A 24969-nucleotide genomic window follows, 5' to 3' on the forward strand; every position below is an offset into this window, starting at 1 on the left:
GCTTTAGCGACATCCACACCGATGATTGATTGCGAGACAGTCATTGCCATGAAAAACGCTCCGGGTTAGGGTTTGCAGGCTTGTCGGGGCTTCACCATTGCGCTGGCTTGCTTCTATCGTCGGTCATAGCCGATGCATTCCTTATCGGCGCTTTGGTGAAGGGGTGGGGCGAAGTCTCCCACGGTCTGTACTGGCTAGAGTCAGATGCTGGCTTTTAGTCCCACCACCCCAACAAGTCTAACCATACAAGCGGGCTTGCTCGCGAAGAACGATAACGCGGTGAACCTGCTAACCCCCCGCAGCCTTCAGCCTTTGCGCATGCTCAACGAACAACCGAATCGGCTCCGCGCCCTTGCCCACCAGCCCGAAGGATTGGTTGACGATATCGAAGTGATCCAAAGCGTAGTCATCGCCAATCACCAACCCCAGGTGTGAGCTATAGCGCCCGACCATGCCGTCACACTGGCCCTTCTCCCGCACAAAACTGCGCGCGAACAACCGGCAGCTGCGGTTCGTGCCGTCCAGCAGGTTGCGCCCACGATCAGTCTTGCCCGGCTGCAAGGTGCCGGACCACGAGTAATAACGCACGCCGTTGACGACCTCAGCACCCTGCCCGCCCCAGGTTTGCGGCAAACCCTGGGGATACTGGCGATTGAACAGGGCCACGCCTGCAGTGGTCAAGGACTGATGCGAGGCCTGCAGATCGGCCTTGAAGCGCGGCCCGCGATAGCCGGTTTCCAGCAGGCCCATCGCCCAGGCGACCAGATGAAACAGCGCGCTCACGAGCCGGCCTTTCCAGCTGTCCTGGGGGTAATGAGTATGGAAATAATCCGCCAATTCCGAACCATGATTAGGCCCGGCCACCGACGTTACCGATGCCACCCATTCCGGGCGCTTGGCCGCGGCATACCGCGCCGTCAGCGAGCCCTGGCTATGGCCGATCAGGTTGACCTTGTCGGCGCCGGTCTCGCGGCGAATCCGCTCGATCTGCACCAACAACTGCTCACCGCGCACCTCACTGGAATCCAGCGGCGCCACTTGCACGGGAAACACCTGCGCCCCACCCTTGCGCAGCGCCGGGACGATGCCGTACCAGTAGGGGAACCACCCCAGGCGCACGAAGCCGAGCATGCCGGGCACCAGCACCAGGGGATAACGCGTGGCGAGAGACTCGGGCATGCAGCGGGCGTCCTGATCAGGCGAGCGATAACGCCATCCTAGACCACTGGACGTGACCGCCCCATGACCGAGGCCGGTTAAAAATGCCCGGCCAGGTCGCGCAACTGGCGCTCAGCCTCTTCACAGGCGCGCAGGAATACGCTTTTGTCCGACTCCTCGCCCTCGGCGGCAATCACCCGAATGTCATCGATGCCGATGTAACCCAGCGCCGTGCGCAGGTGCGGGTCGGCATGGTTCGTCCCTTCGTTTTCGCCACCGGGGCCGAACCCGTTGCCACCACGGCTGGTGATGATCAGTGCGCGCTTGCCCTTGAGCAACGCCTGGTACTGCGCAACGCCGTGGCTGTCTTGAGTAATGTCGAAGGTAAGGCCCAAGCGCACGATTTGATCGATCCAGGCCTTGAGGCCGCTGGGCACGCCGAAGTTATACAGCGGCATGGAAATCACCAGCAGCTCATGCGCGATCAGCTCGCCGACCAATTCGTCGCTCAATTGCAGGTCGGCCTTCATCACTTTCGGCAGGGATTGCGGCTCGGGGTAGAAATTCGCCGCGACAAACGCCTCGGTGACATGCGGGATAAAAGCCCGGCCGACTTCGCGTCGGGTGATCTGTGCATCAGGGTTAGCCGCCTGCCAGGCGTCGAGAAACGACTCGGCCAGGCGCCGTGAGTGGGAGCGTTCGCCACGTGGGCTGGCGTGAACCACTAGCATTTTTTTCATCTGTTTTAGCCTTCACCGGATACACTCAGGCAACCTGGGTGGGGGTGCCATTGTTCGAACGCCTGCCACGCCAGGTACGCCTGACCGAAGGCGGCGAGCGGCTGTTCCACAGCGTGCATGGCGCCCTGCTGGATGTGGCACAAAGCCTCGACACCCTGCGCCCGCAACGCAGCGCCGGGCACCTCACGGTGTCCACCACGCCAGCCTTTGCGGCGCTGTGGCTGGTGCCACGGCTGGGGCGTTTCTACGCAGCCCACCCGGACATCAACCTGCGCCTGGACACCCAGTGCGAAGTCGTCGACTTGCAGCAGGATGCCAGCGTTGATCTGGTGATTCGCTACAGCATGGGCGACTACCCCAACCTGCACGGCCAGTGCCTGTTCGATGAGTTTTTTGCGGTGTATGGCTCACCCGAACAGGTCGCGCGGGCCAGCACTCAGGTGCCGACGCTGATCAGCGTGCGCTGGCATAACTCCGAGCTTTACGCCCTGGGCTGGCAGGCGTGGTGCGACAAAGCCGCTGAGACGTGGCTGGATCACCGGCTGCCTGCGCGTGAATACGATGAGGAACACTACGCACTGCAAGCAGCGATCGCCGACCAGGGGTTGGTGCTGGCGAGCAACATTCTGGTGTCGGCAAGCGTGGCCAGCGGTTTACTGGTGCCCTATCGGCCGCAGATCAGCGTCAGCGGCGCCGGTTACAACGCACTGTGTGTGCCGGGGCGCGAACGGCATCCACCGGTGCGCGCGTTTTTCCAGTGGGTACAGGAGGAGGCGAAGCTGTCCGGCCACGCGTTGTGAAATCCGATAAAACTTTTTGCGTCACGCGGGACTCACAACTGGTAACGATCACGCCGGCAGAGCGTGGCGTAAAACCGGATTAGCACCAGGAGATTGAGATGACTGAAGCACATTTGACTGACGTTGCGACCCTACGCAGCCGCGCCCGCCAGAACGTCGAAAACGGCGCCGTAACCGAAGGCTACGACGCCGACCGCGAAGAAATCATCCGCCTGCTCAACGCGTCGCTGGCCACTGAGCTGGTCTGCGTGTTGCGCTACAAACGTCACTACTTCATGGCCAACGGCCTGAAAGCCAGCGTCGCCGCCGATGAATTCCTCGAGCACGCCACCCAGGAAGCCGAGCACGCCGACAAACTGGCCGAGCGCATCGTGCAACTGGGCGGCGAGCCGGAGTTCAACCCCGACCTGCTGTCGAAGAACTCCCACGCCCAATACGTGGCCGGCAACAGCTTGAAGGAAATGGTCTACGAAGACCTGGTGGCCGAACGGATTGCGGTGGACAGCTACCGCGAAATCATTCAGTACATCGGCGACAAAGACCCGACCACCCGTCGTATCTTTGAAGACATCCTGGCCCAGGAAGAAGAACACGCCGATGACATGGCGGATATTCTGCAGGACCTGTAACCCCCACACCGCTGAACCCCTGTGGGAGCGGGCTTGCCCGCGATAGCTATCGAACAGTCAGTGCATCTGTGGACTGTTACACCGCTATCGCAGGCAAGCCAGCTCCCACATTTGATTTGCGGTTTCGTCAGTTACTTTTCACGGTCTTTGGCGCTTTGCCTTCCCTCATCTGCTGCAGCAACGGTGCACATTGGTTCGGCTCATCACCGCTCGGTGCTACCAAGGCGAGCAGCCCCGCCGCCGGGCCGGCAATGACACCCAGCGCAACCATCCCTGCGCCACGCAGCATCAACGGAACCGCCTTCACACCTGCATTCGGCTTGATAAACGGCCCATTCACGTACAGCGGCGAACGCAGAGAGAACAGGCGGAAGCCCTTCGACTCCGGCGTAATAGTCAGATCCAACTGCTCGCTCGCCATGTTTGCGGTGCCATCGATGTAGATGATCGCGTTCTCGGTATCGAACACAAACAGGCGGGTCGTGGCCAGGCCAGTCTTGATGCCGAAGTCCGCCGCCGCGCAGTTGATCTTCACTTCCTTGTCACCAAACAGGCGGCCAATCACGTAGTTGCCCACATTGAGCCCGGCAATTTCCATCAGGCCTCGGCTGATGGCGCCGTCGTTGATGAGCATCTTCAGATCGCCGTTAGAGCTGCCCAGCAGCGCTGCCACGGAGTTACCGCGCCCAGCAATATCGGCATCGCCGTTGAGTTCACCAAAACTGGTTTTCATCGGTTCGAAAGTCGGGAACAGCTGTTTAAGCTTGAAGTTGCGCGCGGTGAGCTTGGCGCGCCCTTCCATGGGTACGGTGCGGCCATTCAAGCGAATTTGCGCGTCCAGCTTGCCGCCAGCCACACCGAAACGAAGGGGCTCCAGGCTCAGTTCGCCGTCGTTGAGCACCACGTGGGTATAGAGGTCGGTGAAGGGCAGATCGGCACTGTGCACGATGCGTTTGCCAGTAAATTCCACATCGGCGTCCATCTCGCGCCAGCGCTCGGTGCGGAATTCTTCCACCGGCAGCACCTTGGTCGCCGGTTGCTTGCTTTCACCGCCACGGGCTTTTTGCTTGGCGTTGGAATCGGCACCGATCAACGGCGCCAGGTCGGTCATCAGCAGTTGGTTGGACACCAACGCGCCGCTGAGTTTGGGCCGTGGCTGGCTGGCGACGTAGGCCAGGTTGCCGTGGATATCGCTGTCGCCGATCTTGCCGTTGAAGTTCTCATAGCGGAACGAGGCGCCGCTGGCTTCATGCAGCTTGGCGATCAGGTGGCCGTCGGTGGAGTAGGCCGGCGAGTCTGGCAGGGTGACGCCGGTCAGCGGGTACAGGTTGCCCAGGCTGCTGCCGGCGAGTTTCAGGCGCAAGTCGAGGGCCCCGAGGTTCAGCGGGTCGGTCAGGGTGCCGGCCAGGGCGATGCGGGTGTCAGCGATTTTCACCTGGGCCTGCAGCGGGAACGGCTTGGCCGCGTCCTGCAAGGCGAGCAGCCCGCCGATCTTGCCGGTGCCGTCGAGTTTCTGGCCGTGGTATTGGCCTTTGACCTTGAGCCCGAACGCGTAGTCCTGGGGCGCTGAGCCTTTTTCCAAGGCCTTTTTGGCATCGGCGTCACCGACGATTTCGCCGAAGGGGATCGGTTTGCCCAGCGGGTCGATGATCACGTCGAGCTGAGTCTTGAGGGTCTGGTCGTCGAGGGTCACGTGGCCTTTGTCGAACCCGATGGCGCCGATATCCACCACCCAGTTGGAAGGCTCAGCGTTGGGGTCTTTGGGGTCGAACTTGAAGGTCCAGTTGGCGCGGCCATCGGCCAGGCGCTGCAGGTCGGCACTCGGTTCGGTGAGGTCGATACGCGGGATCACCACGCGCTGCACCAGCAACGCCAGAGGCGAGATGCGCAACTCCACACGCTTGAGGGTGACCATTTGCGGTTTTTTCGACCAATCGGGGTTGCCCAGCGTCAGGTCTTCGGCAATCACATGCGGCCACGGCACCCAGGCGCGCCAGCCACCTTCATCCGGCTCACGTGCCCACACCACCGCCAGGTTGCCATTGATGGCAAAGGGGCGGTGCAGTTCTTCGCCGACCTTGGCATTAAGCGTGGGTTTGATGCGGTTCCAATCGAAGAACACCAGCAACAACACCACCACGGCGATTAACAGAACGAAGCTGGCGCAGCTCCAAGCGACGATTTTACGAGTGCGCGTCATTGCACAGGACTCCTCAACACGGGTAGCTGAACTACAGCTCATAAGGCTCCGACTGGCAAACCGTCTGTGGGTTTAACGCCATCGCCGATTTAGTCGAAAAAAGCCATTTTCCTGATCGACCAGACAGGCTCGATCATCGGCTGTGCACCATTGTTACTCAGGTTCGTGTCGAAAATACCCACCTCAGTGCAAAACCGCGGGCTTGAGAGATGCGCTCTAGAGCCCTCGGAGAGAACAATCAATTCTGTTGATTATTACCATTGTGTTTATGAACTTTTATATCGACTTATCGAGAGTAGCATTAGCCCTGTACCCACTTTAACGCCCTCCCAAGGAGCACTCCTCATGAAACGTCAAATTCTCGCTACCGTTCTGCTGTCTGTCCTGGCTTCCAGTGCTTTTGCCCTGCCAGCCGCTGAACAAGCTACCCCACAGAACAAAGCTCAAGCCGTTCAATCCAGCCAAACCCTGGCTCGCAGCGGTTCGCAAGAAGACGAAAACCGTGACTACGCCAAAGGCGCTGTTGCAGAAAATGGTTCGGAACACGCCAACAAACGTGCTTATACCGAAGGCGTTGTCGAAGGTGGCCGTGATCGCCTGGAACAAAAAGGCCTGGTAGAAGGCGGTGCTGACCAAGCCAACGACCGCGCTTACACCCAAGGTATTGCCGAAGGCGGTGCGGACCGTCTGCAAGAACTGCATCAAGCACAGAGCTAAGCCGGTGGTGACCGAGAAAAAAGCCCGATCAGCCGATCGGGCTTTTGCTTTTTCTTCATAGACCGCCTCACGCTTCCCCCCGCCAAGTTCGACGCCAGCGAAGCGGTTTTGCTAGAGTGCGTCGCTGTACTTGCCGACAAAGCCAACCCGCCAATGCTGCCCCGCGCCGAACAAAAGCAACAGACCCGCCTCGCCTTGATGGACGCAGCCCGCCATCTGATGGAGTGTGGCCGTGGGTTCGGCAGCCTGAGCCTGCGCGAAGTGGCAAAGACCGCCGGAATCGTGCCGACCGGGTTCTATCGCCATTTTGACGACATGGACCAGCTGGGTCTCGTCTTGGTCAGTGAAGTCGGCCAGACGTTTCGCGCCACGATTCGCCTGGTACGTCACAACGAGTTCGTCATGGGCGGCATCATCGATGCGTCCGTGCGGATCTTTTTGGATGTGGTCTCGGCCAATCGCTCACAATTCCTGTTCCTGGCCCGCGAACAATACGGTGGCTGCCAGGCCGTGCGCCAAGCCATCGGCGCGCTGCGCGAAGACATCACCAGCGACTTGGCGGCTGACCTCACGCTGATGCCCAAGCTCCAGCACCTGGATGCCGAAGGTTTGCACGTGATGGCCGACCTGATCGTCAAAAGCGTATTTGCCACCCTGCCCGATATCATCGACCCACCCGCCCAGGCGCTGCCTGCCCACCTCACGCCCCAGGCGAAAATCACCCAGCAATTGCGCTTTATCTTTATCGGCCTCAAGCATTGGCAAGGGCTGGGCAGTACCGAGTAAGCCCATCAGCCTGCCGTGCGGGATTCCAAACCCTGATCCTCAATAGGCCAAGTTTGTAAAAACGCCAGCAAGAAAGAGATGAAAGAAACTTCATGCAGAAGGTGGCGGATCTAGACGCAAAACGCCCACATCCAGTGCTATAAATCCAACCACGCACCAAATTGAAACACGACCGGAATGAGCGAATGCCCTATTCGGTGGCATGACGGTGCCTACTTACAGGGTTTTCCTACTCCTGGGTGTGATTGGCAAGCCCCTTGCTCTAGCTCTTTTATCGCTCATAGCTGGAAGCTTCCTGATGCTGGTGATCCACCGCCGAATCGCCCCCCAAGCCCTCTGGGCCGCTGAACTGCAGCTGAATTTCGAAGCACGCAGCAAAAGCCGGCTGCGCTGTTTCAGTGCCGATGGCGAAGACGTCGGCCTGTTTCTGGAGCGCGGCCAGCCACCGTTGCACGATGGCGAATGCCTACAGGCTGAAGACGGACGTGTCGTACGCGTCGTCGCTCGCCCTGAACTCCTGCTGCACGTCACCTGCAGCAACGCGTTTGAACTGACCCGCGCGGCCTATCACCTCGGCAACCGCCATGTGGCGTTGCAAGTCGGCGATGGCTGGCTGCGCTTGCTGGACGACTACGTGCTCAAGGCCATGCTCGAACAACTGGGCGCGCAAACAGAAACTATCGAGGCTCCGTTCCAACCGGAACACGGCGCCTATGGCGGTGGCCATCATCATTCGCGCCATGGCGACGAAGACTTCAACTACCCGCCCAAGCTGCACCAGTTCGGCGTACGTCTATGAACCCAGCTTGGGCGCTATTGCGTCTGGCCAGTCCGCAGTTGCCGATTGGTGGCTACAGCTATTCTCAAGGCCTGGAAATGGCAGTCGAGAACGGCCGCGTTAATGATGCCGCCAGCGCCCGACGTTGGATCAGCGACCAGTTGCTGCTCAACCTTGCGCGCTTCGAGGCGCCGCTGCTGCTCGCCCATTGCCGCGCGGCAGCCGAACAGAACTGGCCACACCTGGCGCAATTGTGCGAAGAGCACCGTGCCAGCCGCGAGACGCGCGAGTTGTATCAGGAGAGCCGCCAAATGGGCTACTCCCTGCAACAGTTGCTCAATGGTTTGCCGGAACTGGACGACGCCGCACGTACATGTGTGCAGCAATGCGCCGAACCGCATCTGGCCCTGGGCTGGGCTCTGGCGGCACGCGCCTGGCACATCAGCCCTGACGACGCCCTCGCCGCTTGGCTGTGGAGCTGGCTGGAAAACCAACTTGCCGTGCTGATGAAAACCCTGCCTCTGGGTCAGCAAGCCGCCCAGCGCCTGACCAGCGAACTGCTGCCGTTGCTGCAACAAGCCCAGCAGGACGCCAGCCGCATTGAACCCGATTCTTTAGGCAGCGCCGCGTTCGGCCTGTCCCTGGCGTGCATGGCCCATGAGCGCCAATACAGCCGCCTGTTTCGTTCCTAAGCCCTTTTACGTGGAGAAGCACATGAACACACAACCCCTGCGCGTCGGCATCGGCGGCCCGGTGGGCTCCGGCAAAACGGCCCTGACGTTGGCGCTATGCCTGGCCTTGCGCGATCGCTACAACCTGGCCGTGGTGACCAACGACATCTATACCCGCGAAGACGCCGATTTCCTGGTACGCAACCAGGCCCTGGCGCCGGAACGCATCATCGGCGTGGAAACCGGCGGCTGCCCGCACACGGCGATCCGCGAAGATGCCTCGATCAACCTTGAGGCGGTGGACCAACTCAACCGCCGCTTCCCCGGCCTGGACCTGATCCTCGTGGAGTCCGGCGGCGACAACCTGTCGGCGACTTTCAGCCCGGAGCTGTCAGACCTGACCCTCTATGTGATCGATGTATCGGCCGGCGACAAGCTGCCACGCAAAGGCGGGCCCGGTATTTGCAAATCCGATTTGCTGGTGATCAATAAGATCGACCTGGCGCCGTTGGTAGGCGCCTCGCTTGAGCTGATGAACAGCGACACCCAGCGCATGCGTAACGGCAAACCCTTTGTGTTCAGCAACCAGAAAACCGGCGTCGGCCTGGATGAAATCGTCGCTTTTATCGAACGTCAGGGCCTGCTGACTGCTGCCTGATCCCACCCTAAAAAGGAGCCTGTTCATGAGCCTCAACAAACTTCTCGCAACCGCTGCATTGCTACTCGCCCCGGCGCTCGCCTTCGCTCACCCCGGGCATGGCGATAATGGGCTGGTGGCCGGTATCAGCCACCCGTTGGGCGGTATTGATCATTTACTGGCCATGGTCGCGGTCGGCCTGTGGGCGGCGCAGCAAAAAGGCAATGCGCGCTGGGCCCTGCCTTGCACCTTTGTCGGCACCATGTTGATCGGCGGCCTGCTGGGTTTTGAAGGCCTGCAGTTGCCGGCGCTCGAGAGCGGGATTGCTGCATCGGTGCTGGCGCTGGGCTTGGCCGTGGCGCTGGCGGTACGGCCGCCGCTGTTTGTGGCGGTGGGTGCTACAGCGCTGTTTGCGTTGTTCCATGGCGTGGCGCATGGCCTGGAACTGCCGGACATGTCCAGCCCGTGGGCGTATGCGGCTGGGTTTGTGGGCGCGACGGCGGTTCTGCATGCGGCGGGTTATGCCGTAGTGCGCTTCCTGCCGGCGGCCGCAGCGCCGCTGGTGCGGGTGGCTGGAGCGGCTTCGGCGGCGACTGGGGTTTGGTTGCTGGCGGGCTAACCTTGATCGTTCCCACGCTCTGCGTGGGAACGCCGCCCAGGACGCTCCGCGTCCCAAAGCAGGACGCAGAGCGTCACAAAATGCATTCCCACGCAGAGCGTGGGAACGATCAGCCTGCTACCATGCGCGCCTACACCCCTGCCGTGACGACGCCAGCCGATGCCCACCGCTCCAAGTTCCGCCTCCCAGCCCTCGTTGAATGCCGTGCTCTCGCACTTCCATGACCTGATCGTGCCGCTCTGGCAGGGCCCGGGCTGGAATGCCGAGTTGGCGCTGCCCTATGAGGCACTGGACGCCGATCAAAAGCCATTGCCCCCACAACGCTACCGCGCCATGGCCTGCGCCCGGCAACTGTACCTGTTCGCCAGCCTGATCGGCGAGCCCGGTGCAGCCTTCGCCGAAGCGCGCGCGGCGGCGCTGTTGCGCTCCCTGCAACGGCACTTCCACGACGCCGAGCACGGTGGTTGGTTCTACAGCATCGACGCCCACGGCAAGCCGCTGGATAAGCGCAAAGACCTCTACACCCACGCTTTTATCATCTTCGCCTGTGCCCATTATTGGGCCAAGGTGCGTGAGCCGTTGGTGGAGTCGGTGCTCAATGCGGCGCTGGCAGTGGTCGCCGAACGCTTCGCCACCGGCGACGGCCTGTACGAAGCGGTATTGGAACGCAACTGGTCGTCCCTCAAGTCCGGCCCGCTGCAAAACCCACTGATGCACCTCGCCGAAGGCTTCCTCGCCACGCTGGCTGTGCGGGAAGACGCGGTCACGCAGGATGCGCTGTTGGACCTCGCTACCGCGATGCAGAAGCGCTTCATCGACCGCCAGCACGGCGTGATGATGGAGAAACCACTGGGCGCTGTGGATAACTGGTTTGAGCCGGGCCACCAGTTCGAATGGTTCTTTTTGCTCGAATCTTCAGACGTACTGCGCGGCACACCGTTGCATGCCTCGTTGACGCGAGCATTTGCCTACGCTGAGCTTAAGGGTGTGGATAAATTGAGCGGCGCGGTCAGCGGCATGCTTGCCCTGGACGGCACGGTGCGTGACGGCACGCAACGGATCTGGGCCCAGGCGGAATACCTGCGGGCACTGACCTTACGGCCTGAGAGTGAGGCGGTGCTGCAACGCCAATTGCTGGCGCTGCAACAGCACTTCCTGCATGAGAAGGGTTGGCATGAGTGCCTGGATGCCAAGGGCGCCGTGAGCCGACGGGATATGCCGTCGACTACGCCGTATCATTTGGCGACCTGCTATCAAGGCCTGATCCAGCATCTCGGCTGATTTTCAGGGCCTCATCGCAGGCAAGCCAGCTCCCACATTCGACTGCATTCCAACGGTAGGACGCGGTTAAATGTGGGAGCGGGCTTGCTCGCGAAAGCCTCAACTCGGTCTAACTGACCTTACGCAATCCACTTGCGATCCCCGGTAAAACTTATCGTCAGCCAGCGCGCCGCATCCGGCGTGCCGAGCCCTGTGGATATTTCTTCACGCAGCCCATCGAGAGTCGCGACGTTATCCACCGGGTAGTTCGCCGGTAACACCACATGAATCTCGATAAACCGCGCCCGTCCGTGCTTTTGCACGTAGGACACGTAGTCGTCGAAACCATGCTTGGCCTGGGCCGCATCCATCACTTCGCGCACTTTGTCATCCAAGAGATCCGGCGCAATCCCCAGCACGTCACGCAACGCCGGGCGCAGAATCTTGAACGCCGGAGCCAGCATGCTCAGGGCCAGCAGGATCAGAATCAGCGGGTCGACATACACCGCCCACTCGCCATAGCCCTGGGACTTGAGCAACAGCGCCGCGAGAAAGCTGATGAGCAAACCCACCGAGAGCATCGCGTCCACCAGCCAACTGATGTTGTCGAACTGGATCAACGACGATTTGAGCGTTCGGTTGCGGTAGCGCACATAGAAGAAGTAGGCGAATTCGACGACGGTAAACACCGCCGCGTAAACGATCACCAGCCCTAACTCGATCTCGCGCCCGCCATTGATAATGCCGAACACGCCGTTGAGAAACGCGTAGATGGCGATCAGCAGCAAAAAGCTGCCTTCGATCAGCAATACCATCGGCTCCAGGTGCCAGTAGCCGAACTGGAAGCGCTCGTTGCTTTTCTTGGCGATCAGCTTGGCCGTGATCAGCATCAACACCTTGATGGCGGTGGCGATCAGCGAGAAAAAGCCGTCGAATAAAATGGATTGGGCGCCAGACATCACACCCGTGACAATCCCGGCGATCGCTACAGCGAACATCAGGATGGTCGATTGTTTGAGCAGTGCCTGCTCACCTCGGTTACTCACATTTCCTCCTGTAAAAACCTTTAAACCGCACAGTGCGGAGGGGTTTTCCGGAGTGGAGTGTACCTTATGTCTTGTTTTGGCCGATTTGACGCCTTCGCGACGGTGCGACGATTCGACAAGCCCGGCTCCCACATTTTGACCATGTGAACCCGATCAAATGTCGGAGCTGGCTTGCCTGCGATGGGCGCGACTCGGTCTAAAGCCTTACTTAGCCCCACGCTCAATCGCAAACCCAGCCCACGTCTGGCTCACCGGCATCAGCTCCAACCGGTTGATATTCACGTGCGCCGGGGTGTTAAGCACCCAGAAGATGGTATCGGCGATGTCCTGCGGCTGGATCGGCTCGGCACCGGCGTAGGTCGCGTCGTAACGCGCCTGGTCACCGCCGAAGCGCACCAGCGAAAACTCGCTCTCGCACAGGCCTGGCTCGATGTTGGTCACGCGCACGCCAGTGCCTTGCAGGTCGCAACGCAGGTTCAGCGAGAATTGCTTCACGAACGCCTTGGAACCGCCATACACGTGGCTGCCTGGGTACGGGTAGCTGCCAGCGATGGAACCGAGGTTGATGATCCCGGCGCCACGGCCATGGGCGATCAGGCGCGGCAGCAGCAGGCTGGTGGTGGTCAGCAGGCCTTTGATGTTGGTGTCGACCATGGTTTCCCAATCGTCGAGGCTGCACTTGGGCGCCGGGTCGGTGCCCACGGCCAGGCCAGCGTTGTTGATCAGGCCACGCAATTTGGCGAACGACGGCGGCAGGTTGGCGATGGCGTCTTCCATGCCCTTGCGGTCACGCACGTCCACGACCAGGCCGTGAACTTCGGTCTGCTTGGAAAGCTCTTCAACCAAGGCATTCAAACGTTCAGCACGGCGGCCAGTGAGCACCAGTTTCCAGCCGGCGTCGGCAAAACGACGGGCGCAGGCCTCGCCGAAACCTGAGGTGGCGCCAGTAATAAACAGCGTGTCGGACATGGTGTTCTCCTTGCGGGCATCGGGAAAAAGTTGCCAGCAGAATGCCCTTACGCCGCGATTGCAGCAACCGCTAAGCACACACCTCCGTGCACAGCTGATCGTTTTTTAACCAGACCGAGCAAAGCCTTTTAAACCGTGGCCTGCAGCCATATGCGCGCAGGTTATCCACAACTGCGCCCACAGTCTTTGGGGGCAAGTGCGAAAAGCCAAAAGCCGCTGTGTACAAGGCCTGCAGGCAGTTTTAGAAAGTTTTTTGCTTGACCTTGGCCGGGCCGTATGTAGCCCCATGTAAAGAGGGAAAATCTGAACGATGGCTCCAGGCCAGTCATTCCGGCCTCTGTGGCGGTCTTTCCAGAGTTTAGTCACAGACTTATCCACAGGCTCAGAGGACATAAATTGGTCATATACCTGTGTCTTTAAACAGGTTGACAAAACCCTCGCGGGGTCACAAAAAAACCACTGATCAGAAAACAACCACCAGGCTACAAGCCACGTGGCCAAAGGCTTTGAGCCAGCTACTCCCACGTTACCCACAGCCGGTTCCACAGCGAATGGGGACAAGTCAAAACGGTGACAAAACAGGGATTTGCGGCGGCTATATGTCGCGCTTTGGAGGGCGGCTGGATTTGTTTTCCACAATTTGCCGGGGAGCCTGTGGACACCCTAAAAACAAATAATGAGATGGCTACCCCCGCCGCCCCCTGTGAACGCCCACTAAGCTTTCACAGGGGGACCTATCGGAGACCGCAGCCATGAGCAAAGTAGACATCACCGCCGTTGACCTTGGAAAGCACAGCTATCACGCCCACGAACAAGATGAGCGTGGCCATCCACTGCTGCGCAAAAAGTTTAATCGAGCAGGATTGCTCCAGCATTTAGCCTCCATCGAACCTTGTACTGTCGTGATGGAAGCCTGTGGCGGCGCTCACTTCATGGCCCAACAAGTTGCCATGCTGGGCCATACACCCAAACTGATTGCTCCTCACCTCGTGCGTCCTTATGTAAAAAGCAATAAAAACGACTTCGCTGATGCCGAAGCGATTTGTGAAGCTGCTAGTCGACCAACGATGCGTTTCGTTGCGGTAAAAACTCAGGCTCAGCAAGCGTTGGCCATGCTCAATTCGGTCCGTGACTCGCTCATCAAGGAGCGCACCGGCGCCGTTAATCGAATTCATGCAGGGCTTTTGGAGGTCGGTGTCAGCTTGGCACCGGGCTTTAAGTCAATCAAAGAAGTGCCCGCCTTACTTGAAGCAGCCTCATTTCATGGGCTGATCAAAAAACTGCTGCAGGGACTGTACGACCACTACGTTTACCTGGATCGTCAGGTTAAGGTTCTCGACAAAGAAGTTGAGAGCCAAGTCGCTGAAGATGATCTGGCTTCTCGTTTGATGACAATTCCCTGCGTTGGCCCGATCACCTCCAGCGTCTTGGCTGCGGAGTTGGGCGATGGCAAGCAGTTCAAATGTGGTCGAGGCTATTCAGCCTCGATAGGACTTGTTCCAAAGCAGCATTCTACTGGCGGTAAAACCGTACTGTTGGGCATCAGCAAGCGCGGAGATCGAAGCCAGCGACGCTTGTTTGTTCAGTGTGCCCGTATCTACTTGATGCACTTGGATAAGCAAAAAGGGAGTTTGGCCGATTGGGTTCGCAAGCTGCTGGCAGGCCATCGCCACTCCAATTTAGTGGTCTGCGCGCTAGCCAACAAGCTGGCAAGAATCGCTTGGTCGATCGCGGCAAACCACACTGAATTTGATGCAGGGCCAAGCGCGATGAACGCCTGACCCTGCTGTCACCCGAGCACCACCCACCTGGTTTTGCGATGCTGGATAACAGATGACGTGAACGGCCAACCGGCCTGACGACAACCCTGAGCTCCCACACGGCTGAAAGGCCGTCCAAATAATTAGGGTCGTTGGGCATCAATTCTCATCGAGGCGCGGGACTAATGCCCCACTCAGACGCCGGATAGATGAAAGCAAGCCATACACACCATCAAAGACAGTATTGCAGAAAAGGGGGTAACCATAGATGTGGGAACCGGCTTTATATGGCAGCTGGCTTGCCCGCGATAGCATCACCTCGGTTTGCCTGACATGCCGAGGTGTTCGCATCGCAGGCCAGCCAGCTGCCACATAAAGCCGGTTCCCACAGGGGTTATTGCATCAAGCCTTCAGATCAGTGCCCGCCGAGGTAGGCGTTGCGCACTTCCTCGTTCACCAGCAATTCCTTACCGGTGCCCGTCAGGCGAATCTCGCCGTTAACCATCACATACGCCCGGTCCGACAAGCGCAACGCATGATTCGCGTTCTGCTCCACCAGGAAGATGGTCATGCCAGTGGCCGCCAGTTCACGCAGGGTGGCAAAGATCTGCTTCACCACAATGGGCGCCAGGCCCAGGCTCGGTTCGTCCAGTAGCAACAACTTGGGCCGACTCATCAGCGCGCGGGCGATGGCGAGCATTTGCTGCTCACCGCCAGACATGGTCATGGCGCGCTGGGTACGCCGCTCCTTGAGCCGCGGGAACAGCTCGAACATGCGCTGCATATCTTCCTGGGCGAATTTGTCACCAATCGGAATGGTGCCCATCAGCAAGTTCTCCTCGACGGTCATGTCGGGGAACACCCGCCGCCCTTCCGGCGACTGCGCAATGCCGTTGGAGGCGATGTAGTGGGACGACTTGTGGGTAATGTCGACACCGTTGTAGATGATCTGCCCGGACTCGGCGCGTGGCTGGCCGAAGATCGACATCAGCAACGTGGATTTACCCGCGCCGTTGGAGCCGATCAGGCTCACGGTCTCGCCTTCGTTGATGTGCAGCGAGACTTTTTTCAGGGCCTGGATCGGGCCGTAAAACACGTCCAGGTCCTTCATTTCGAGGATAGGTGCACTCATACCAGCTCCTCTTCGTCTGCGCCCAGGTAGGCGGCAATCACTTTCGGGTCGTTACGGATCGCTTCCGGGCCACCTTCGGCGATCACGTTGCCGTGGTCGAGCACCACGATGTGGTCGGAAATACTCATCACCATGCCCATGTCGTGTTCGATCAGCACCACCGTGAGGTCGTGTTCGTCGCGCAGCAGGCGAATCATTGCACTGAGCGCTTCGGTTTCCTGCGGGTTAAGGCCCGCTGCCGGTTCGTCCAGGCAGATGATCTGCGGCCGGGTGCACATGGCACGGGCGATTTCCAGGCGCCGCTGTTGGCCGTAGGAAAGCTCACCGGCCAGACGGTTGGCGCAGTCCACCAAGTCGACCACTTCCAACCAATAGAACGCATGGTCGAGGGCATCGCTTTCGGCCTTGCGGTAGCCCTTGGTATTGAGGATGCCCGCGAGCATGTTGCGGTTGACCCACATGTGTTGGGCCACCAGCAGGTTTTCCAGCACCGACATTTCCTTGAACAGGCGAATGTTCTGGAAGGTCCGCGCCAAGCCTGCACGGTTCACCAGGTGGGTGCCGCCGAACATCTTGTAGTACACGCGGCTGAAGAAGCTTTTCGGCGACACGAAGTCCACCGCTTTAAACCGCTCACCCAGCAGTTGGATCACGTTGGTCTGCTTGCCCCGCACGTTGAGTTCGATCTTGCCGCCACTGGCTTTGTAGAAGCCGGTGAGGCAGTTGAACACCGTGGTCTTGCCGGCGCCGTTGGGGCCGATCAAGGCGAAGATCGAGTTGCGTTTGACCTTGAGGCTCACATCGCTCAAGGCCTTGATGCCACCGAAGTGCATCATCAGATGTTCCACTGAGAGGACGACTTCCTTGCTCATGGCGCTACCCCCTTACGTGGTGTCACACCGGTACGGCTGATCCGAATCAGGCCGCGTGGCCGCCAGATCATCATCACCACCATCAATACGCCAAACAGCAGCACGCGGTACTCGGAGAAGCTGCGCAGCAGTTCAGGCGCAACCGTCAACACGAACGCCGCGATCACGACGCCGACCGTCGAGCCCATGCCGCCCAATACCACGATGGCCAGGATCAACGCCGACTCAAAGAAGGTGAACGACGACGGATTGACGAAGCCCTGGTAGCTGGCAAAAAACACCCCGGCCAGACCGGCCGTGGATGCGCCGATGGTAAACGCCGAAAGCTTGACCAACACGTGGTTAAGGCCCATGGAACGGCAGGCGATTTCATCTTCGCGCAAGGCTTCCCAGGCGCGGCCGACGGGCATACGGGTCAGGCGATGCTTGATGTACAGCACAGCCAGCACCACCAGGAACAGCACGATGTAGATGAACATGAACTTGATGTTGGGGTTGTAATCGATGCCGAAGAACTCGTGGAACGGAATCCCACCGTCCTTCGCTTTACGCCCGAATTCAATGCCCAGAAACGTCGGCGAAGGCACCGGCATGCCGTTCGGGCCGCCGGTAAACGACAACCAGTTGTTCAGCACCAGCCGAATGATTTCACCGAAGCCCAAGGTCACGATGGCCAAATAGTCACCGTGCATTCGTAGCACCGGGAACCCAAGGATGCACCCCGCTAATGCGGCAGCAATGGCCGCCAGTGGCAGCACGCTCCAGAAGCCCAGGCCCAGGTATTGATAACCCAGCGCCAGGCCATAGGCACCAATGGCGTAGAACGCTACGTAACCCAGGTCGAGCAAGCCGGCCAGGCCCACCACGATGTTCAGGCCCAGGCCGAGCAACACGTAAATCAGCCCAAGGATCACCACGGTCAGCAGGTACTTGTTGGCGAAGATCGGGAACACGATAGCGATCACGATCAGCGCCGGAATGATCCAGCGCAGGCGTGATTTGTAGTCCGGCGGCAGCACGTGCACACCGGAGCTACTGCTCTCGAAACCCTGCAGAATCTTCACGCCCTTGGGGGTTTGCAGGAACAGGCTGAGGGCAAAGCGGCCGGCCATCACGATGGCGACCAGAATGGCCACGCGCGCCGGTTGCAGGTTGAAGCTGTAGCCGTCGAGGACCACGCCGACGATCGGACCGAACACGATCAACGAAATCAGCCCGGCGAGGACCGTATCGACCACACTTTTCTTGATATCGATAGATTTGGCAGCAGACATGTTTACACCTTCGCCACGAGCGGACGACCAAGCAGGCCCTGAGGACGGAAAATCAGAATCACCACCAGCAGTGAGAAACTGAACACGTCTTTGTAGTCAGAGTTGATCAACCCCGAGAACAGCGACTCGGAGATACCCAGGATGATCCCGCCGAGCATCGCCCCAGGCAGGGAACCGATGCCGCCGAGTACCGCTGCGGTAAATGCCTTGATGCCGATGATGAAGCCCGCGTAGAAGTCGAACGTGCCGTAATTGAGGGTGATCAATACACCGGCGAGGGCAGCCATGGCGGCACCGATGACAAACACGTAGGAGATGACGCGGTCGGTGTTGATGCCAAGGATGGACGCCATCTTGCGGTCTTGCTGGGTGGCACGGCACATGCGGCCCAGCTTGGTGTATTTGATGATGTAGGTCAGCAGCCCCATGCCGAGAAACGCGGCCACCAGGATAAACACCTTGGTGTACGTCAACTGCACGAACCCAGTGCCGATATCGACGCGCCAGGCGCCGGCCAGCAGGGTTGGAATACCTTGTTGTTTCGCACCCTGGGCGATCTGCGCGTAGTTCTGCAGGATCAGGGAGATACCGATGGCGCTGATCAGCGGTGCCAGTCGGGTGGAGTTACGCAGCGGCTTGTAGGCGACACGCTCGATGACCCAACCGTAAACGCCGGTGACGACCACGGTGAAGATCAAGGTGCCGAGGATGAGCAGCGGGAAGGATTCGATGCCGAAGTAAGCCAGCAGTGCCAGACTGATCGCCGCGAGGTAAGCGGAAATCATATAAACCTCGCCGTGGGCGAAGTTGATCATGCCAATGATGCCATAGACCATTGTGTAGCCGATGGCGATCAGGCCATAGACCGACCCGAGGGTCAGGCCGTTGACCAGTTGCTGCAGGAAAATACCATCCATAACGCAATCTCACGCGGTGAGCACCTGCACACCCGTGGGTGTGCGGCGCTTCTGGAGGAAAAGACAGATCTGTTGCCGGTCACGATGGGGCAGGCAACCAGGTTCCCTTGGGAGCTTGGCCCGCGCCCACACAAGCCCGGCTCCCACAAGGTTCAGGGGTGCCGGGTAGATCGCGTGATTACTTCTGCTTTTCCAACTGGTGGTATTTGCCGTCTTTATCCCACTGGTAAACCACGTAGTCGGAGATTTTCAGGTCGCCCTTGGCGTCCCAATTTTTCTCGCCCATCACGGTCTTGACCGGGTGCGATTTCAGCCATTTGGCCGCGTCTTCGCCTTTGTTGGACTTGGCGCCATTGAAGCCGGCGGCCAAGGCCTGGAGCGAGGCATAGGCGTACAGGGTGTAGCCTTCAGGCTCGGTGCCATTTTTGCGGAACTCTTCCACGACGGTCTTGCTGTCTGGCAGCAGGCGCGGGTCGGCGCCGAAGGTCATGTAAACGCCGTCTACATATTGCGCGCCGCCCGCAGTGGCGACCAGTTCGTCGGTGACAATGCCGTCATCGGACATGAACTTGACGTCTTTGAGGCCCGCTTCGCGGATTTGGCGAACCAGTGGACCGGCTTCCGGGTGCAGGCCGCCGAAGTACACCACGTCAGCACCGGTGGAGCGGATTTTGGTGACCAGCGCGCTGAAATCTTTCTCGCCACGGGTCAGGCCTTCTTCCAGCACCGGCTTGACGCCGCGCTTGGTCAACTGCTGAGCGGTGGCGTCGGCCAGGCCTTTGCCGTAGGTGTCCTTGTCGTTGATAACGGCGACTTTCTTGCCCTTGAGCACGTCGACGATGTAGTCGCCCGCGACGATGCCTTGCTGGTCGTCACGCCCGCACATACGGAACACGGCGCTCAGGCCACGCTCGGTCACCTGTGGGTTGGTGGAACCCGGGGTGATCATGATGATGCCAGCATCGGCATACACCTCGGAGGCAGGAATAGTGTTGGACGAGCAGAAGTGCCCGACCACGCCGATCACTTTGTCCTGGTCTGCCAGGCGGTTGGCTACAGCCACAGCCTGCTTCGGCTCACAGGCGTCATCGCCGGCCACCAGCTTGATCTGCTCGCCGTTGATCCCGCCGGCCTTGTTGATCACATCGGCTGCCGCTTGGGCACCCTTCATGTACTGCTCACCGAAAGCTGCGTTGGCGCCAGTCATCGGCCCCGCTACGCCAATCTTCACATCAGCTTGAACAAACGCAGAAACACCCAGCGCCGCTGCAACGGCGAGGGCCAGAAAGCCTTTCTTGTAAAACGTCTGGGACATGAGTGGTGCTCCGAGGTTTTTGTTTGTTGGCATTCTTCATAAATAAAGCGCGAATAGACTGCGGACTTTCAACCAAAACTTTCAGGGAAAGCCCAGAGCAAGGCGCGTGCCATTACGTTTTTATTCTTCAAAAAGACACGGTGTCATTGTTATTACAGACGTTTCGCCGCCGCTTGCCAGGACGTGCAACCGTCTAGCATCGAGAGGTGCAACCAATGGACCCAAAAAGTACAACCCTGGCAGGTCGCACCTGCAACCAGGCGGATAAACGACAGTTCCTACACCTGTAACAATGTGCGTAACGGAACTGCACATTTACAGTGCGTGATTGCTACGACTTGCACCAATACAGATTAGTAGCCTGCTAAGAAAATGCGGGCTTCTGACAGGTATTTCGCTGATCAGATCACGATCCGCAGGCATTGGCCCGCGTGATACAGCGAAAATCCAGCCTCATACAAGCAACTGCGCAGGCCCACTCCGGCCAGCGGCTGCATCGGTGCAAAGGGAATCGGCAAAGCCTTGGGGTCCTGGTGACACAAATAGTCGGCAAATGCCTTGCCCACTACGCTGCCAGTAGTCACGCCACGCCCGTTGTAGCCCGTTACCGCCACCAAGCCGGGCGCCGGCTCGAACAGGCGCATCAGGTGGTCTGGGGTGAAGGCGATGCAGCCTGTCCAGGTGAACTCCCACTGCACCGATTTGAGGTACGGAAAGTAGTGCTGCTGCACACGATCGGCCCACGCCTTGAGGAACCATGCAGGTTTCTGGTTACCATTGCCCAGGCTACCGAGTAACAAGCGACCGTCAGCATCGCGGCGGATGCTGCTCAACACCTGGCGCGTGTCCCAAGAGCCCTGCCCGCCGGGGAGGATTTGTTGGGCGGCGGCGTCCGTCAGCGGGGCCGATGCGACCTGGTAGTAATAGCCGGGGAAGAAATTGCGCCGCAACTCGGTCCACTCACCTTCGGTGTAGGCATTCGAGGCGATCACCACCTGTGCAGCCTGCACAGAACCCTGCGCGGTCTGCACCGACCAGTGTGAACCCTGACGTTCCAGCTGGGTGACAGGGGAATGGTCGAAAAGCTGCCCGCCCAGGCCGACCGCCGCATTGGCCAAGCCACTGGTGTAGGCCATCGGGTTCAAGGTGCCGGCGCGCCGATCCAGCAGGGCGGCGGCGATCTTCTGAGTGCCCGTGGCTTGCTCGCACGCCTGCCCGGTCAGCAGCTCAACCGGCGCGCCACGGCGTTTCCATTGTTCTTCACGACTGCGCAAATCCGCCTCGCCACGGGCGTTGTGCGCCATGTGCAAGGTGCCCTCGCGGCGTAATTGGCAATCAATGCTGTATTTGTCGATCAGGCTGAACACCAGCGACGGCGCCGCGCCCAACATGCGGTTGAGCTGGCTGCCCACCGCCTCGCCGAAACCGGCTTCGATCTCATCCGGCGGGATCCACATACCAGCATTCACCAGCCCGACGTTACGCCCCGAGCCGCCATGGCCGGTGCGATGGGCCTCAAGCACAGCGACGCTTTTACCTTGCTCCAGCAAGTGAATGGCCGCCGACAACCCGGTGATCCCGGCGCCGATCACGCACACATCCACCTTGACCTCGCCCTTGAGCGCGGCCCGGTCCGGGCGGCCGGGGGTGAGGTGTTCCCATAAACATGTTTCGCGTAATGGCATTGCCAGACTCCGGAGAGGACCTAACAAACAACTATTATTTTGAATTGCAAACCCAACAAACTGTGGGGGCAGGCTTGCCTGCGATGCCGGCACCTCGGTACATCAGGTACACCCAGGTGATGCTATCGCAGGCAAGCCAGCTCCCACATTTTGATCTCACTGCGACTTGAGGGATCAGTCGAAAGTAATACCCTGCGCCAGCGGCAATTCCAGCGAGTAGTTCACGGTATTGGTCTGACGACGCATGTACCCGCGCCACGCATCCGAACCCGACTCACGCCCGCCGCCAGTCTCTTTCTCACCGCCAAACGCGCCGCCGATTTCCGCGCCGCTCGGACCGATATTGACGTTGGCAATGCCGCAGTCACTGCCCACCGCCGACATAAACTGCTCGGCTTCACGCACATCGGTAGTGAAGATGCACGACGACAGGCCTTGCGGCACGGCGTTGTTCAGGCGCAGGGCTTCGGCGAAGTCGCTGTAGCCGATCACATACAGAATCGGTGCGAAGGTTTCGGTGCACACCACGTCGCTTTGCTCAGGCATTTCCACAATCGCGGGCGACACGTAGTAGGCATTCGGGAATTTATCTTCCAACTGACGCTTGCCGCCGAATACCTTGCCGCCTTCGCTCAAGGCTTGCTCCAGGGCGTCCTGCATGTTTTCAAAGCCGTGCTTGTCGATCAGCGGGCCGATCAGGTTGCCTTCCAGCGGGTGACCGATGCGCACGTTGGAATAGGCGGCCTTGAGGCGGGTGACGATTTCTTCTTTGACCAACTCATGGGCGATCAGGCGGCGCAAGGTGGTGCAACGCTGGCCGGCGGTGCCGACGGCGCTGAACAAGATGGCGCGTACGGCCATGTCCAGGTCAGCGCTTGGGCCGAGGATCATCGCATTGTTGCCGCCCAGTTCGAGAATGCTGCGGGCGAAACGCGCAGCGACTTTGGGCGCCACTTCGCGGCCCATGCGGGTGCTGCCGGTGGCGCTGATCAACGCCACGCGTGGGTCATCCACCAGTGCAGCGCCGGCGTCACGGCCGCCGATGATCACTTGGCTCAGGTACTCGGGCGCGTCGGTGAATGTCTTCAGCACGCGCTCGAACAGTGCCTGGCAGGCCAGCGCGGTCAGCGGGGTCTTTTCCGACGGTTTCCAGATCACGGCGTTGCCGCACACCAGCGCCAGCGTAGTGTTCCAAGCCCACACGGCCACCGGGAAATTGAAAGCGCTGATCACACCGACCACGCCCAGCGGGTGCCAGGTTTCACGCATATGGTGGCCTGGGCGCTCGGAGGCGATCGTCAAACCGTACAACTGCCGGGACAGGCCAACGGCAAAGTCGCAGATGTCGATCATTTCCTGCACTTCGCCCAGGCCTTCCTGGGTGATCTTGCCGGCTTCCCAAGACACCAACTCGCCCAGGTCGGCCTTGTATTCGCGCAATACATCGCCAAATTGGCGCACCAGCTCGCCGCGACGCGGTGCCGGCACCTTGCGCCAGGCGTCGAATGCATGCTCGGCGCGACTGACCTGTTGCTCCACCTCGGCGGCACCTTCCCAGTGCACGCTGGCGATACGGCTGCCATCAATCGGCGAATGCACGGGTTGTTTACCCGACTGGTACAGCGCCGGGTTTACCCCGAGACGATCAAGCAATGCGGCAACCATGGGTCACTCCTTCAATCTCAAACAAAAAAATCGCGCCGCCACAAACACGGCGATCCAGACCTTATTTGTAGCTGGCCCAAGACTTGCCAACAAACGACGATTAGGCGAGATATCATTCCGTTTATTCATGCAAAGAATAAAAAGAGGCGTGCCGTGCTGAACAAAAGACATTTGCCCTCGATCACCGCCCTGCAGTGTTTCGAAGCCGCCACCCGCCACCTGAGCTTCACCCGCGCCGCCGAGGAACTGAACCTCACGCAAAGCGCGGTGAGTAAACAGGTGGCGCAGCTGGAAGAATTGCTGCAACACCTGCTGTTTCGTCGAGTACGCCGCCGCTTGCAGATGACCCCAGCGGGTGATTTGTACTTGGTTGAAGTGAGAAAAATCCTCACGCAGGTGGAAATGTCCACCCATTACCTGCGCTCCTACGGCGGCGAGACCGAAGTGCTGCGCGTGTCCACGCCCTACACCTTCGGTGCGCGCTGGCTGGTGCCGCGCCTCAAGGGCTGGCGCTTGCGTCACCCGCACATCCACCTGGACCTGTGCAATGAACAGGAACCGGACGAGTTGCTGCAAGGCAAGGCGGACATGGCGTTCTATTTCGGCCAGGGCTCACGGCCCGGCACGGAAAGCCTGAAACTGTTCAGCGAAGAATTGGTGCCTGTGTGCGCCCCGGAAAGCCTGCCCGCACAGCCGTTCACCGACCCCACGCAACTGAGCGACCTGGTGCTGCTGCAAAACGCCTCGCGGCCGCAAGGCTGGCATGACTGGTTCGCCAGCCAGGGCTTTCACACCGAACACAGCTACCACGGGCCGCGTTTCGACACCTTCTATATGTGCATCCGCGCGGCGCAGGTCGGCTGTGGCGTGGCCCTGCTGCCACATTTCCTGGTGGAAGAAGAGCTGGCCGACGGCAAGTTGGTGATTCCTTGGCAGCATGCGTTGCCGAGCCAGGACGCGTATTACCTGGCGTACCCGGAGCATTCGGCGGAAGTGCCCAAGGTGCGCGACTTTGTGAAGTGGATGATGGAGCAGGTTGAACCTGTTTGAGCCGCGTCGCCTGACATGCCGCCTTCGCGAGCAAGCCCGCTTGTATGGTTAGACTTGTTGGGGTGGTGGGACTAAAAGCCAGCATCTGACTCTAGCCAGTACAGACCGTGGGAGACTTCGCCCCACCCCTTCACCAAAGCGCCGATAAGGAATGCATCGGCTATGACCGACGATAGAAGCAAGCCAGCGCAATGGTGAAGCCCCGACAAGCCTGCAAACCCTAACCCGGAGCGTTTTTCATGGCAATGACTGTCTCGCAATCAATCATCGGTGTGGATGTCGCTAAAGC

General features: G+C 59.8%; 22 protein-coding genes and 1 pseudogene. 11 read left to right on the top strand and 12 right to left on the bottom strand.

Annotation, left to right across the window (positions count from 1 at the left end; all coding sequences use genetic code 11):
• Positions 1-288: 288 nt before the first annotated feature.
• Both E0F99_RS20040 and E0F99_RS20045 read right to left on the bottom strand, forming a co-directional pair.
• A complete protein-coding gene (locus E0F99_RS20040) occupies positions 289-1179 on the bottom strand; it encodes an esterase/lipase family protein (RefSeq protein WP_083355510.1) in 891 nt (296 codons plus the stop codon).
• A 77-nt stretch (positions 1180-1256) separates the two neighbouring features.
• On the bottom strand, positions 1257-1898 hold the full coding sequence (locus E0F99_RS20045) for an FMN-dependent NADH-azoreductase (protein WP_083360315.1): 642 nt from the start codon (positions 1896-1898) through the stop codon (positions 1257-1259).
• Positions 1899-1933: 35 nt separating this feature from the next.
• On the opposite strand from E0F99_RS20045, the pseudogene E0F99_RS20050 reads away from it, so the two are divergent.
• Both E0F99_RS20050 and E0F99_RS20055 read left to right on the top strand, forming a co-directional pair.
• A pseudogene (locus E0F99_RS20050) lies at positions 1934-2698 on the top strand (LysR substrate-binding domain-containing protein); the annotation flags it as partial.
• A gap of 98 nt (positions 2699-2796) precedes the next feature.
• Positions 2797-3327: a ferritin-like domain-containing protein gene (locus E0F99_RS20055; RefSeq protein ID WP_053254087.1), complete on the top strand. Its 531-nt coding sequence runs from the start codon at positions 2797-2799 to the stop codon at positions 3325-3327.
• Positions 3328-3454: 127 nt separating this feature from the next.
• On the opposite strand, the gene E0F99_RS20060 is transcribed toward E0F99_RS20055, so the two are convergent.
• Entirely contained in the window at positions 3455-5527 is a 2073-nt protein-coding gene (locus E0F99_RS20060; RefSeq protein WP_083355512.1) for an AsmA family protein, read from the bottom strand.
• A 345-nt stretch (positions 5528-5872) separates the two neighbouring features.
• On the opposite strand from E0F99_RS20060, the gene E0F99_RS20065 reads away from it, so the two are divergent.
• From E0F99_RS20065 to E0F99_RS20095, 7 genes are all read left to right on the top strand, one after another.
• The gene (locus E0F99_RS20065; RefSeq protein WP_083355513.1) at positions 5873-6244 is read left to right on the top strand and encodes a hypothetical protein; all 372 of its coding nucleotides are present in this window, start codon (positions 5873-5875) and stop codon (positions 6242-6244) included.
• A gap of 153 nt (positions 6245-6397) precedes the next feature.
• Positions 6398-7030, top strand: a complete 633-nt coding sequence (locus E0F99_RS20070; protein ID WP_083355514.1) for a TetR family transcriptional regulator — start codon at positions 6398-6400, stop codon at positions 7028-7030.
• Between the two features lie 298 nt (positions 7031-7328).
• Positions 7329-7829 carry an urease accessory protein UreE gene (ureE, locus tag E0F99_RS20075; protein ID WP_083355515.1) on the top strand — a complete coding sequence of 167 codons (501 nt, stop codon included), beginning with the start codon at positions 7329-7331 and terminating at the stop codon, positions 7827-7829.
• Positions 7826-8500, top strand: coding sequence for an urease accessory protein UreF (locus E0F99_RS20080; protein WP_083355516.1), 675 nt, complete (start codon positions 7826-7828; stop codon positions 8498-8500). Before ureE ends, E0F99_RS20080 begins: the two co-directional genes overlap by 4 nt.
• 22 nt (positions 8501-8522) lie before the next feature.
• Entirely contained in the window at positions 8523-9137 is a 615-nt protein-coding gene (gene ureG / locus E0F99_RS20085) for an urease accessory protein UreG (RefSeq protein WP_083355517.1), read from the top strand.
• A 25-nt stretch (positions 9138-9162) separates the two neighbouring features.
• Positions 9163-9735 (top strand): HupE/UreJ family protein, encoded by a 573-nt coding sequence (locus E0F99_RS20090; protein ID WP_083355518.1) that lies wholly within the window; start codon positions 9163-9165, stop codon positions 9733-9735.
• Positions 9736-9894: 159 nt separating this feature from the next.
• The gene (locus E0F99_RS20095) at positions 9895-11016 is read left to right on the top strand and encodes an AGE family epimerase/isomerase (protein WP_083355519.1); all 1122 of its coding nucleotides are present in this window, start codon (positions 9895-9897) and stop codon (positions 11014-11016) included.
• A 119-nt stretch (positions 11017-11135) separates the two neighbouring features.
• Here E0F99_RS20095 and E0F99_RS20100 read toward each other — a convergent pair whose 3' ends face one another.
• Entirely contained in the window at positions 11136-12041 is a 906-nt protein-coding gene (locus E0F99_RS20100) for a cation diffusion facilitator family transporter (RefSeq protein WP_083355520.1), read from the bottom strand.
• A 204-nt stretch (positions 12042-12245) separates the two neighbouring features.
• Entirely contained in the window at positions 12246-13010 is a 765-nt protein-coding gene (locus tag E0F99_RS20105) for an SDR family oxidoreductase (RefSeq protein ID WP_083355521.1), read from the bottom strand.
• Positions 13011-13762: 752 nt separating this feature from the next.
• On the opposite strand from E0F99_RS20105, the gene E0F99_RS20115 reads away from it, so the two are divergent.
• Positions 13763-14791 carry an IS110 family RNA-guided transposase gene (locus E0F99_RS20115; RefSeq protein WP_083355522.1) on the top strand — a complete coding sequence of 343 codons (1029 nt, stop codon included), beginning with the start codon at positions 13763-13765 and terminating at the stop codon, positions 14789-14791.
• Positions 14792-15185: 394 nt separating this feature from the next.
• On the opposite strand, the gene E0F99_RS20120 is transcribed toward E0F99_RS20115, so the two are convergent.
• The 7 genes from E0F99_RS20120 to amaB all read right to left on the bottom strand — a co-directional run bounded on the left by E0F99_RS20120 (position 15186) and on the right by amaB (position 23630).
• Positions 15186-15902 (bottom strand): ABC transporter ATP-binding protein, encoded by a 717-nt coding sequence (locus tag E0F99_RS20120; RefSeq protein WP_053254077.1) that lies wholly within the window; start codon positions 15900-15902, stop codon positions 15186-15188.
• Positions 15899-16774, bottom strand: coding sequence for an ABC transporter ATP-binding protein (locus E0F99_RS20125; RefSeq protein ID WP_083355523.1), 876 nt, complete (start codon positions 16772-16774; stop codon positions 15899-15901). The genes E0F99_RS20120 and E0F99_RS20125 overlap by 4 nt, the downstream gene beginning before the upstream one ends.
• Positions 16771-18048: a high-affinity branched-chain amino acid ABC transporter permease LivM gene (livM, locus tag E0F99_RS20130; protein WP_083355524.1), complete on the bottom strand. Its 1278-nt coding sequence runs from the start codon at positions 18046-18048 to the stop codon at positions 16771-16773. The genes E0F99_RS20125 and livM overlap by 4 nt, the downstream gene beginning before the upstream one ends.
• Before the next feature lie 2 nt (positions 18049-18050).
• Positions 18051-18965 carry an ABC transporter permease subunit gene (locus tag E0F99_RS20135; RefSeq protein WP_017136076.1) on the bottom strand — a complete coding sequence of 305 codons (915 nt, stop codon included), beginning with the start codon at positions 18963-18965 and terminating at the stop codon, positions 18051-18053.
• 178 nt (positions 18966-19143) lie between these two features.
• Positions 19144-20280, bottom strand: coding sequence for a branched-chain amino acid ABC transporter substrate-binding protein (locus E0F99_RS20140; protein ID WP_083355525.1), 1137 nt, complete (start codon positions 20278-20280; stop codon positions 19144-19146).
• A 401-nt stretch (positions 20281-20681) separates the two neighbouring features.
• Positions 20682-21965 carry an L-pipecolate oxidase gene (amaA, locus tag E0F99_RS20145; RefSeq protein ID WP_083355526.1) on the bottom strand — a complete coding sequence of 428 codons (1284 nt, stop codon included), beginning with the start codon at positions 21963-21965 and terminating at the stop codon, positions 20682-20684.
• 174 nt (positions 21966-22139) lie between these two features.
• On the bottom strand, positions 22140-23630 hold the full coding sequence (gene amaB, locus E0F99_RS20150; protein ID WP_083355527.1) for an L-piperidine-6-carboxylate dehydrogenase: 1491 nt from the start codon (positions 23628-23630) through the stop codon (positions 22140-22142).
• Positions 23631-23783: 153 nt separating this feature from the next.
• On the opposite strand from amaB, the gene E0F99_RS20155 reads away from it, so the two are divergent.
• Positions 23784-24680, top strand: a complete 897-nt coding sequence (locus E0F99_RS20155; protein WP_083355528.1) for a LysR family transcriptional regulator — start codon at positions 23784-23786, stop codon at positions 24678-24680.
• Positions 24681-24969 lie beyond the last annotated feature (289 nt).

The sequence above is a fragment of the Pseudomonas antarctica genome, from assembly GCF_900624995.1.
Classification (GTDB): domain Bacteria; phylum Pseudomonadota; class Gammaproteobacteria; order Pseudomonadales; family Pseudomonadaceae; genus Aquipseudomonas; species Aquipseudomonas antarctica.